Origin of the sequence: Tissierella sp., assembly GCF_031460495.1 — a bacterium.
Lineage (GTDB): Bacteria > Bacillota > Clostridia > Tissierellales > Tissierellaceae > JAVKTS01.
In genome coordinates, this window is record NZ_JAVKTS010000003.1 from 177,266 (window position 1) to 189,305 (window position 12,040).

General features: G+C 31.4%; 10 protein-coding genes. All 10 read right to left on the reverse strand.

What is annotated here, in order from left to right:
- Window positions 1-14: 14 nt before the first annotated feature.
- Window positions 15-710, reverse strand: coding sequence for a hypothetical protein (locus RIN63_RS08485; RefSeq protein WP_310444290.1), 696 nt, complete (start codon window positions 708-710; stop codon window positions 15-17).
- A gap of 77 nt (window positions 711-787) precedes the next feature.
- Complete coding sequence (locus tag RIN63_RS08490) at window positions 788-2,131, reverse strand: diguanylate cyclase (RefSeq protein WP_310444291.1); 1,344 nt, start codon at window positions 2,129-2,131, stop codon at window positions 788-790.
- Between the two features lie 143 nt (window positions 2,132-2,274).
- Window positions 2,275-2,865: an HD domain-containing protein gene (locus RIN63_RS08495; RefSeq protein ID WP_310444292.1), complete on the reverse strand. Its 591-nt coding sequence runs from the start codon at window positions 2,863-2,865 to the stop codon at window positions 2,275-2,277.
- Window positions 2,866-2,887: 22 nt separating this feature from the next.
- Entirely contained in the window at window positions 2,888-4,543 is a 1,656-nt protein-coding gene (locus RIN63_RS08500) for a putative manganese-dependent inorganic diphosphatase (protein ID WP_310444293.1), read from the reverse strand.
- A gap of 148 nt (window positions 4,544-4,691) precedes the next feature.
- The gene (locus RIN63_RS08505; RefSeq protein WP_310444294.1) at window positions 4,692-4,868 is read right to left on the reverse strand and encodes a PTS ascorbate transporter subunit IIC; all 177 of its coding nucleotides are present in this window, start codon (window positions 4,866-4,868) and stop codon (window positions 4,692-4,694) included.
- Between the two features lie 22 nt (window positions 4,869-4,890).
- On the reverse strand, window positions 4,891-5,913 hold the full coding sequence (locus RIN63_RS08510) for an SPFH domain-containing protein (protein WP_310444295.1): 1,023 nt from the start codon (window positions 5,911-5,913) through the stop codon (window positions 4,891-4,893).
- Window positions 5,914-6,049: 136 nt separating this feature from the next.
- The gene (locus tag RIN63_RS08515; protein WP_310444296.1) at window positions 6,050-7,837 is read right to left on the reverse strand and encodes an ABC transporter ATP-binding protein; all 1,788 of its coding nucleotides are present in this window, start codon (window positions 7,835-7,837) and stop codon (window positions 6,050-6,052) included.
- Entirely contained in the window at window positions 7,824-9,638 is a 1,815-nt protein-coding gene (locus RIN63_RS08520) for an ABC transporter ATP-binding protein (protein WP_310444297.1), read from the reverse strand. Before RIN63_RS08520 ends, RIN63_RS08515 begins: the two co-directional genes overlap by 14 nt.
- Window positions 9,607-10,737: a metalloregulator ArsR/SmtB family transcription factor gene (locus RIN63_RS08525; protein WP_310444298.1), complete on the reverse strand. Its 1,131-nt coding sequence runs from the start codon at window positions 10,735-10,737 to the stop codon at window positions 9,607-9,609. Before RIN63_RS08525 ends, RIN63_RS08520 begins: the two co-directional genes overlap by 32 nt.
- A 173-nt stretch (window positions 10,738-10,910) precedes the next feature.
- Window positions 10,911-12,026: a hypothetical protein gene (locus RIN63_RS08530; protein ID WP_310444299.1), complete on the reverse strand. Its 1,116-nt coding sequence runs from the start codon at window positions 12,024-12,026 to the stop codon at window positions 10,911-10,913.
- Window positions 12,027-12,040: the final 14 nt, after the last annotated feature.

Here is a 12,040-nt window from a genome sequence, read left to right on the forward strand (position 1 = left end):
CCCTCTGCTTTATGTTATATTGTCCATTCCCCATGAACTATGGCTACTAAATATAGGATGCCATTTTCTTCTTCAAATACTAGCTTTAGGCTCCTCCAATCCATTCCTTCATATTGGGGATCAATTTCCTTGAAATGAAATTCTATAAACTGACTATTTGGGTAAACTTCTTTTGTATTATCTATAGTATTTCCCTGCCCTATAGCCACATTATTACCTATAATTTGTGGATTAGCAAAATCCTGATCATATATAAATCTCTTATAATAATCATCAAAATTTAATTCAATAGGATCACCAGTACCATCGTAACTTCCCCAAGTATATACTTGATTGCTTTTATCTAGACCCCTTACCTCTTCTATTGTAAATATTTTCATCCTTTCAGCATCTATATAATCATAAGGGCTAAATCTAAGTCCCCTTGTGGGATGAACATAAGATGATAGTCTTTCAGTATCTTTGGCCTTAATAGAATCCATCACATCTATAACTCTCGATAGTAAATTATCTGCTGATGGTTGATTAGAAAACTTATCTAATTCAGATTCAAGTTCCTGAATCTTACCTTCTAGCTCCGATATCTTGGCATCCTTCTCCTTTAAACTAGCATCCATACCTTCATTTACTGATTCCTTTGGACTACATCCTACTAGACTAACCATAATGATTAAAACAACAAATGCTATAAGTAGAAACCTTTTTTTCATTTTATCTCAACCTTTCATATGTATATAATTCCATTCTATTTTAATTATATACATTTATACAAAATTTTCCATAGTTATTAATCTATTACTATTCTATTTCTTCCAGTATCCTTTGCCTTATATAATCTTGTATCAGCTTGATTTACTAATCTTTCAACTGTTAAGATATCTCTTTCAATTTCAGCAGGCTCGGAAATCCCACAGCTAAAAGTAATCTTAATTTCATTGTTTTCAAAGTTAAAACTAGTTTCCCTTATTCTTTGTAGAATCCTGCCAATTATTTGTGCTGAAGATTGCTTGTTTGTATCTTTCAATAATAATACAAATTCTTCTCCCCCATATCTTCCTAATATGTCATCAGTTCGAATACTTTGAGTAAGTATTTCTGCAAATTCTTTCAATATATAATCCCCAGCTTGATGCCCGTAAGTATCATTAACATTCTTGAAAAAATCTATATCGATGATTGCTAAAGAAAACATTTGTCTGTCTATTTTATTTAATTTCACTATTTCACTTAATTTATCAAATACATACCTTCTATTATAAATATTGGTTAAAGAATCCCTCCGTGAAGTTTGCTTTAATTTTTCTTCTAAATACTTTCGCTGGGAAATATCTTGTTTTATAGCTAAAAAATTGACTATATTTCCTTCGCTATCTATTATAGGTGTAATTCTAGCTTCTTCATAGTATAAGGTTCCACCCTTACGTTTGTTAATCAATTCTCCTTCCCAAGCCTTTCCTCCAGTAATGTTCTTCCACAAATCTGCAAACACAGGGTCAGGTGTTAATCCGCTTTTTAGGATTCTTGGATTCTTTCCTATTGCTTCCTCCAGTGAATAACCTGAGATCTTCTCAAAAGCAGGATTACCATATTGGATATTGCCATCCTTATCTGTCATAATAACTGTTACTGATGCCTGTTCAATAGCTGTTGTCAGTTTTAACTTTTCCATTTCATTATTCTTACGCTCTGTAATATCAAAAATTAATCCAAACATCATGATAGGTTTTCCATTTTCATCCCACTTTATAGTTTTACCTCTATTATGTACCCAAATCCAACTTTCATCTTTATTTCTTACTCGTAAATCACAATCGTAGTATTGTGATTTACCTTCAATCTGTTCTTGTAGATACTTCTTAACCTTTTTCCTATCTCCTTCATGTACAAATTCTTTCCATGCATCCAAGGAAAAAGGAGTTAACTCATCCAATCTATAGCCAATTACACTAGCATATCTTTTGTTTATTACTACATTTCCTGTTTCTATATTCCAAATCCATATACCTATATTGGTAGCATTGATAATTGCCTCCAGAATTTTTTTGTTTTCCAGATTTAATTCACCCAAATTTGAAGTTTCATTGCACATATTATTATATTCAGAAAAATCCATGTTCTTATTTGTGCCCATAATATCTCTCCTAAAAAATAATTGATTAGAACTTTTGTAGTATATACCCATTTAATCAATTTTCAATAAATATTCAAAAAATATAGGGCAGATAGTAATCTCCCCTATATTTTCATTTCTATTATATAGTAATCACACTTATATTACTTCGAAATCAGTCCTCTCCCCGCTGCATCTTCAATCATATTCTCTACGTAATTCCATAACTCATTAGATGATTTTCTTACTGGATCAATTCTTTTGTAAATATCTGTTTTAGCTACATCAAATTTTCTCCAGGTGCCTCCATTATTATTGTAATTACTTAGCATAGGCTGAAGTCTATCCATAGCAGCTGCAAATAATGATTCTGGAGTCTCCATCTCCTCAAATTCATCCCATAAAGCTCTCAATTCTCTTCCCTTATCTTCATCTAACATTCCAAATATCTTTTCAGCAGCTATTAGCTCTCTTTCCTTTTTATCAGCATTCCCTGCTTTATCATAACAGAATGTATCTCCAGCATATATTTCAATTAAATCATGAGTTAAAAGCATCTTAATTACTTTACATACATCTACTTTTTCATTGGAATATTCAGCTAAAACCATTGCCATTACAGATATATGCCAAGAATGTTGGGCATCGTCTTCTCTTCTATCTTCACCTATTATACTAGTCTGTCTTAAAATGGATTTCATTTTATCTAATTCTACTATGAAAGCCATATCTTTTAATAATCTATTACTTACCACAAAATCATCTCCTAATTTAAGCTTATAGTCCTTGGATATTGGTTAAAGCATTTGTAATTGGTGGGACTACTTGCTTCTTTCTTGATAGTACTCCTGGTGCATTGAAGGAATTATTTACAAGAGTCTCTCCAAAGGCCTTTGCTATAAGTTCCTTATTGTGACCTACTACAATCATTTCTGAAGCCTGATCAAATATATCCGTTAGCATTAGTATAAATATAGAATATTCATCCTTTTTAGCCCTTTCCTCCATCAATTCTATCAAATCAGATTTCATATCCCTTAAACTAGCTGGATCCATGGTATATACTTGTGAAATCCCTACTTTATCTTCTCCTATGGTAAATGCCTTAAAATCTTGACTAAGTAATTCCTGTGGTGTCTTTCCAACTAAAGAAGTTCCAGCTTTAAACATTTCCATAGCAAATTTATCAACATCTAAATCTGCAATTCTTGCTAGTCTCTCCAGTACCATCTTATCTACATTGGTGGATGTAGGAGATTTAAAGAGTAGTGTATCAGAAATTATAGCTGCAGCTAGTACTCCGGCCATTTTCTTTGAAGGTCTTCTACCATTTTCAAATAATATTGAAGCGATTATGGTAGATGTGCTACCTACTGGCTCATTTCTAAAATAAATTGGATTTCCCGTAAACACATCTGCTACTCTATGATGATCAATGATTTCTAATATTTCACATTCCTCTAGACCATCGACAGATTGGCTTCTTTCATTGTGATCAACTAAAATCACCTTCTTCTTCATACTAGAAATCAGATGATACCTAGATATCAAGCCTACCACTTTATTGTTATTGTTATCATCTATTACTGGATAAGTTCTGTACCTTGTCTGAGACATTTGTACTTTCACATCATCCACTAAATCATCAAGTGCAAACATTACTAAATTGTCACGAGTCATTACATGTTTTATAGGCACAGATTGAGTTATCAATCTAGATGTTGTAAAAGTATCATGAGGTGTGGATATTATGGATATACCTTTTTCTACAGCAAGATTTATGATTTCATCATCTACCTTAATATTTCCAGTCACAATCATTAGAGAAATATCACTATTAATGGCAAGCTCTTGGGCATCTTTTCTATCTCCGCATATAACTATATCATTTTTTTCTATGTATTCTACTACAGACTTTGGCTCCATAGCTAGGACCAAGAGTTTTCCTGTAAGTGCTTTCATCTTACTTGGAATATTAATAGACTTAGCAGAAAGAGTATCTATAATATTATCTATAGAAGTACCTGATTTCCCCAAAATAGTATTATCCCACACATCTATATAAGAACCTATTATATCCGATATGGTTACAATTCCTACCAGCTGTTCGTTTTCATCTATAACTGGAAGGCTGTTTATATTATTCTTTTTCATTAACTCCAAGGCCATACGCAATGATATATCTGAACTAACAGGAGCAATTTTGTCAAAATCTAAATCCTCAACACTTAATCTTGCTGTTTCTAAAAGAATAGGAGCTTCAACTCCAAAATAGTCTAAGATAAATTTAGTTTCTCTATTTATTTCTCCAAGCCTTACAGGAATAGCATTAATATTTCCATTGGCATTTTTATATTCTGCATATGCTAAAGCTGCACATATTGAATCTGAATCAGGATTCTTATGCCCCGTTATATATATATTATCTTTCATTAACTTACCTCCTCCAAGCTTCATCTTTGGTTCTGTATATGAACTATTATACCATTAAATCCAGTAATGACATCCAAATATTATATATAATTTACCAAAAATAAGAAACCAAAGCAATACTCATATTCTTGCCTTGGTTTCGAACTTTTTATTCATTATTTTTACTCTTCCCTTTTTTCCTTTGCTTTACACTCTCCGTTAAGAGATATTCAATTTGTCCATTGATTGAACGAAAATCATCTTCTGCCCATGCAGCTAAATCTTCCCAAAGGGATGATGATAGCCTTAGCAAAACTTGTTTTTTCCCATTCTCTTTCTTTTCCAAGCATCATCCCTCCTTAGTCTTCTTAGTATATGGAGCCACTGTTGACTATAGGTTGAGCATCCTTGTTTCCACAAAGTACAACAAGGAGATTGCTAACCATAGCTGCCTTTCTTTCCTCATCTAAATGGACAATATCATTTTCATTTAATTTAGCAAGGGCCATTTCTACCATTCCTACTGCTCCTTCAACAATCATCTGTCTTGCATCTATTATTGCCGATGCCTGTTGTCTTTGAAGCATAGCAGCAGCAATCTCTGGAGCATAAGCTAAATGTGTGATTCTTGCTTCTAAAATTTCTAAACCTGCTACATCCACCCTTGATTGAATCTCAGTTTTCAACTTTTCTGCAACCTCTTGACTACTTCCCCTTAAAGATTTCTCATTATCTTCCTCAGAAACATCATATGGATAAACTCGAACAATGTCCCTAAGGGCAGAGTCTGTTTGTATAGATAAAAATTCTGTATAATTGTCTACATTAAAAACAGCTTTTGCAGTATTTACAACCTTCCAAATCACAACAATACCGATAATTATAGGATTACCTAATTGATCATTAACCTTTTGCTTATCATTATTCAATGTCATAGTTTTAAGTGAGATTTTCTTTTCAACTTTAGCTGGTAAAGTAACTTCTGTACCTCCAGATTTTTTTTGATCAACACTTAGTTTCCCTGTGGATGTTTCCTTTGATGCAGGGTTAACAGAACTAACAAAAGGGTTAACAAAGAAAAATCCTTCACCTCTAAGGGTTCCATAATATTTACCAAAAAGAGTAAGGACAAGAGCCTCGTTTGGCTTAAGTATCTTTAGTCCAGCAAATAATATAGGTCCAACAACAAGAGAATAAGCAGCTCCTATAATTATTAACAATATTCCATAACCATATCCAGTATCAGCTAAATAAATTCCATAAATAAGTGCAGCTATACCTGCAATCATCAGTATAATATTCAGCAAAAGTACAGCTAGCCCATTTGATGATTTTGGTATAATTTCTTCGTTGTGTTGTTTTGATTGATTATTATTGACCATATCGGACATTCAAAGCCCCCCTTTATTTTTTAAAGCATGATATCATTTTGATATCAATTTCATATTATAATAATATTTTCCATTTGTCAACTCTTTTTTAAATAAAAAAATCTCCCATTATATAATGAGAGATGAGAATATGAAATTAATTATTTAATTGATAATTCATTGCTTGAGAATTAAAGAGTTTATAATACAAACTATCTTTTTTCTCCATTAAATTTCCATGGCTATCATAGTCTACTACTGTACCATTTTCTATTAGTAAAATTCTATCACAAAATACAGAACTGGACATTCGATGAGAAATGTAAATAGCAGTTTTTCCTCCTACCATTGAATTGAAGTTTTCATATATATCTGCTTCTGCTAAAGGATCTAAGGCAGATGTAGGCTCATCAAGTATGACCAAGGGAGCATCTTTATAAAGAGCTCTTGCTATGGCTACTTTTTGACTTTGCCCACCTGAGAGTTCTATACCCTTTTCTTCATAGGCTTTGCCTATGAGTGAATTGATGCCCTCTGGTAATTCATCTATTTTATCTTTTAATCCTACTTCCTCTACTATTTTCATTACCCTTGGATCATTTTCAAAATCCTCATTACAAGTAATATTTTCTCCTATGGTAAAAGCTAATAGTTTATAGTCTTGGAATATAGCTGCTATTTTTTCCATATAGGATTTGTGCTCATATTTATAGATATTGTGTCCATTAATGAATATTTCACCTGAAGTAGGCTGATAAAGTCTACATAGTAACTTTATTAAGGTAGTTTTTCCAGCACCATTTAGACCAACTATGGATATCTTCTCCCCACCTTTAATTTCAAAAGAAACATTCCTTAGTACCTCAGTATCTGCCCCTGGATATTTAAATGAAATATCTTGAAAAACAATGGAATCAATCTTATCTTCCATAATTAGACTTCCGCTTTGTTCTTCAATCTCTGGCAAGGATGTAAACTCCATATAAGAATCTAAATATCCTAGCATCTGAAAAATACGGGTAATATTTTGTCCTAGATCCACAGTAGTCTGAGAAAAGCTAATGGCTGTGGATACATACATGGTGAAGGAGCCAATGCCTATAGTAGGACCAAATTTACTACTTATAACTCTTAGACCTACATATCCGTAGGCTATGGCTGCTTGTAGATCATTAATGACACCATTTAATCCTGAGAATTTACCTTGCTTTTTAGTGTAAACACTAAATTCTCTCATTATCTCTAAACTATAGTCCGCTACTCTCTGAGTTAACATAGGACTCATATCATATAAGCGAATATCCTTGTGCAACTTATCATGAAAACAAAGGCTTACATAATATCCATACTTTCTGTTAACTGGTATCAAAGATTGAAAAAATCCCTGTTGATAATTCATGAAATAACTATAAGCCCATAGTGATAAACCAATAGTTAATATTAAAAACAATACCAGAACCCAGCTCAAAGTAAATAATATTGTAATCAAACCCAAGATAGTAGATATGTTTTTTATTATACCTGCTAAGCTGGAAATTGTATTTTCAAGGGCAGATTGATTATTTATGGCAAAAACTGCTCTCTCTTTCAAATCCAAATAATAAGGATTCTCTAGATAAGAAAATTCCACATTCATGATTTTTTCCGCCATAGCCTTACTCATCTTTTCTGACATATCTATTTTCTTGATTGTCATGGTTCTCTTCATGAAATTTTCACAAAGCCCAAAGATTACATTAGATATTACTATTAATGAACCCAATAACAGAAGTTGATTATAATCTTTGCTTCCAAGTAGTTCATCTATAAGGAATTTTGGCAATATGATATTGACCATAATTCTAGCAGTGGATAAAATTGCATCTAGTATTAACAAGAGGATATAGGATGGTGATAATCTCCATGAGAGTTGCACAAATGATTTTATTTTATTATACTGTTTCAACTAACTCAGCCCCCTCTTGATAATATTTGCCTTGGATAGTAAACATTTTATAATATTCACCCTTTTTATCCATTAATTCTTCATGACTTCCGTATTCCTTTAATCCTTCTTTATCAAACAATGCAATAGCATCACAGAACTTTGTACTTGCTAATCTATGGGATATATATACAGCTGTTTTTCCTTGGGTTAAATCACTGAAATCTTCATATATTGCAGCTTCTGCCAATGCATCCAAGGCAGATGTAGGCTCATCCATGATTACCATATTACCATTCTTATATAATGCTCTTGCAATAGCAAGTTTTTGACTTTCTCCACCTGAGAATTCCGTCCCTTCTTCATCTATGACCTTTAGCATTGTTTGGGATAAGCCTTTTTTTAGAGAATTTACCTTTTCCCCTAGACCTACCTTATTTAATGCTTCTATTACTCTTGATTCATCTACATTATCAGTTTTACAGGCTATATTCTCTTTTATTGTATAGGCTAATACATTTACATCCTGAAAGAGGACAGAAAACATTGAATGTAGGTCCTTTTTCTTGAAGTCGCCAATAGGAATACCATTTATTAAAATTTCTCCTTCATCTACTTTGAATAATCCTGTCATTAACTTTATTAAAGTAGATTTCCCTGCTCCATTTACCCCTACTATTGCCAGCCTTTGTCCCTTAGGTATAGTTAAATTTAGATTTTTAAATATATACTTGTCAGTCTTAGGATATTTGAAGCTAACATTACGGAATTCAATCTCCAAAGTATCATCTTTAATAGCTTCAACATTTCCACCTTCTTGACCTAGATCCTTATCAAGGAAGAGGAATAAATCGTGGACATAGGCTCCCTCATTGTAGATAAATGAAAGATCTTCTGCCAAAGTCCTAAGTAGTATAGATAATTGAAGTATTAAGGCTAGATACATGGAAAAGTCAGCAATACTCATACCATGGACAACTTTGTAAATTAAAGTTCCATATAGAATTCCCTGGCTAATCAGTAAAGTAAATAGTCCTAAAAATCCTAATAAAAACTCTCTATTCTTAATAAGCTTATGAAATCCTATATATCCCTTAATTTCCTTCTCATAGTTTTCTAAAACTCTTTCCTTTAGATTATATAGTCGAATTTCTTTTCCAAATCCAAAATCATGAGTTGTCTCATAATAGTATCGTTTTTTTCTACTTTGATGAGCAATTTCTTTTTTCATTCCATATTCATATAAATGAACCTTTCTTTGAATCCAAAGACTTACACCAATATTTAAAAGAAGTCCCAATAAAATTAATATACTAACAGATCCTATCCAAATAGAAAGTAGTATTACGGTCAAAAATACTGCAAGCACTGAATAAAGCTTATGATATACTCCTTCTACTCCGTTATTATTACTACTGGTAGATTCTAATGCCCTATCATTTTCTTCATAAAATCCAGCATCCTCTACATATTTATAATCCATTCTTGATAATTTATAAAATATATCCTTTAAATAACCCAATCTAAGATATGAAATCTTAGTATAGCAAATTTCCTTTACATAGGTTCTTATATATCCAATAATGCCAGTTGATAGAAAATAAGCTAAAACAATATATATGATTATTTCTAATCTAGCCTCCTCACCTAGTACTAGCTCACCTATTAGCAGCTTAGGTAGGATAATAGAGAAGAAGGGATAAACTGTAGCTGTTAAAGTATAGATAGCAAAATACAAAAATAATCTTGGATTTTGATTTGATACATTTTTTAATAGCCTTTTAATTGTTTTAAACAATGGATATTTGGTTGATGCTTCCACTTAAGTCCATCTCCTCTCTATTTTCACTAGCTAGATTTGTGATAATCTCTCCCAGTTCTGCTAATTTTCTTTCATTGGGCTTATAATATATCTTTTTAGCCTTCCTTTCATCTAAAATAATTGTGATTAATTCAGATTTAAGCAATATATTAACATGATGTGATATGGTAGCAGGTGTCAAATCTAATTCATCTGATAACTCCTGAATATACATAGGTCTCTTAGCAATTCTATTTATTATATTTAATCTCGTTATATCCCCTAAAGCTTTTAAATCTGTAACTAAACCGTTACCTTGAGTTTTGTTTGTGTCTTTTAATTCACCTAATGTAAAAAAGTACATTCCTATGGAATAGGTCAATATATCGTATTTATATCTTACTGATAATCGGTTAAAAGGAAAAATAGTTAGTCTAATATTTCCTTCTACATCTTTTAGGGTTGTTAGATTTACTATTTGATCCAATATAGAGTTTAACTTTTCTAATCTTTCTATTTTATCCACATATCTTTTATAATCATCTTCAATAATAGTGTAATGTTTTTGAAAACTAGGGATCACCTCTTCAAGGAATTTTTTTATTTGTTCTACTATTTCGTATCTATTTTGGTAAAGATATATTACTCTCAATTTATTCCCATCTGATAATTTTACTTTTTCAAGAATTTCAATTGTTTGAGATAAAGATTGAATCTTAGTATCTTCATCTAAGTCTATTCCAAAATCCTCCACCATATCAAATATACATTCTCCAACTAATTCATCGACTTCTTCTTTTGACAATGATTTTTCTAATTTTTGCTCTAATAAAATTATTAGATAATAGCCTAAATCAAAATCATATTCCCCTTCATCTTCCATCTGGAAAATCTTTTCCAATCTAGGATATTTCCTGTAAATTGGAAGAACTTCTTTCAATAATACCTTCTTGTATTCCAGATATGATGCAAATAAATCCAGCATCTCTTCTTCCTTTTTGCCAAAGCTATGATAATTCTCAATAACCTTTTTTTCACTTTCCCTTAGCATTTCATATAAAAATCCCCCTGCCTCTAATGCCAAATTAGGACTATGATTAATATTGTATTTCCTACTCATTCCATCACCCCTTCATATCTTTAATTTGATTATAAAATTATATTAGATGATTGTCAACTATTATTTCCTTTCATCTAATATCTTAGATGATTATAATATTGTACAAAATGAAAACTGCCCTAAGAGAGATTATCTCTATATGGCAGTTTTATGTGTAATTATTAACTATATTGCTAATGCGCTTGCTCCATATCATCAACAATTTTCTTCAAATAATATTCTATAACATGGTTGCTAGTTCCCTTTTCTAATTTAACTACTAAGGGTCCCTTTAAGAATATTTTTTTATTCTCTACTTTGTCTTCTAGGAAAATACAATGACTACACAAAATCTTATCCTTATGTTTAATCATATTCATAGGATCATAGCCACAAATATAAAAATCACCCTTATATTTTTCAAAGGATTGATTAAAGAAATCTTCAAATTTCTTTTCTGTTTCCTTCTTATATTCTATATAATACCTTTCTAGCTCTAAGTTTTTTATATCATCTATCTTTATTGAACTATATCCTACCTTATCTGCCACCTCTTCAAATATATGCTGATGCTGGCCATGTATTTCATGTGTAAAAGATATATCTAAATCTTCCAAAAGGAGTAAAAATAAAGTTCCACTATAATAGCAGCTCCTTCTAATATCAAATATTTTGGATATATCCTTTGAAAGAATTCTTTTATATCTTTCTATTCTCTTTTCATAGACTTCTTTAGATATCTGTCTAAGAGCCTTAGCTCCACAATACTCAGCACTACCTTCAACTGTTTCAATTGCAAATTCATACTTTATAATATCTCCATAATTTTGTAACCTGAAGATTCTAAGTCCAATAATTTCTTTTAACATATCATACTTTAAATTTCTATCATTACTACTAAGAGCTTCAACCAATAGCATGTTTTCTCTATACTTAATTTCATAGTTTTTTAAGTCCATGGGATAATCTAATCCTTTTAAATCATTGGGAAAGCGTGATTCATTATTTAAAAATTGATATGAGTGAAACATTTCATGTACTATATTGGAAGCCAGTTCTTCTATATTCTCTTGACTGGTGTCCTCAATATACCAGATGGCTAATTTATCTCCATTGTAATCAATACTTGTATTACCTAAAAATCTTTCATCATGAGATATCACATCATCCTTTAAAAAGACCTTTGATTTATTATAAATTGCAAACTCTGTTCTAGAAAATCCTGACCATATATCATTGAAATTTACCTTATCTAGTTCCACTTCTATATCACTATATAGTTTTCTCATTTCACAATCCATTTCTTTCATCCAAAATGCATCCC

Coding starts and splice junctions, on each gene's coding strand:
- RIN63_RS08510 (WP_310444295.1), bottom strand. CDS start 5,913: ATGTCCGATATGGTCAATAATAATCAATCAAAACAACACAACGAAGAA.
- RIN63_RS08500 (WP_310444293.1), bottom strand. CDS start 4,543: ATGAAAGATAATATATATATAACGGGGCATAAGAATCCTGATTCAGAT.
- RIN63_RS08525 (WP_310444298.1), bottom strand. CDS start 10,737: ATGAGTAGGAAATACAATATTAATCATAGTCCTAATTTGGCATTAGAG.
- RIN63_RS08530 (WP_310444299.1), bottom strand. CDS start 12,026: ATGAAAGAAATGGATTGTGAAATGAGAAAACTATATAGTGATATAGAA.
- RIN63_RS08490 (WP_310444291.1), bottom strand. CDS start 2,131: ATGGGCACAAATAAGAACATGGATTTTTCTGAATATAATAATATGTGC.
- RIN63_RS08485 (WP_310444290.1), bottom strand. CDS start 710: ATGAAAAAAAGGTTTCTACTTATAGCATTTGTTGTTTTAATCATTATG.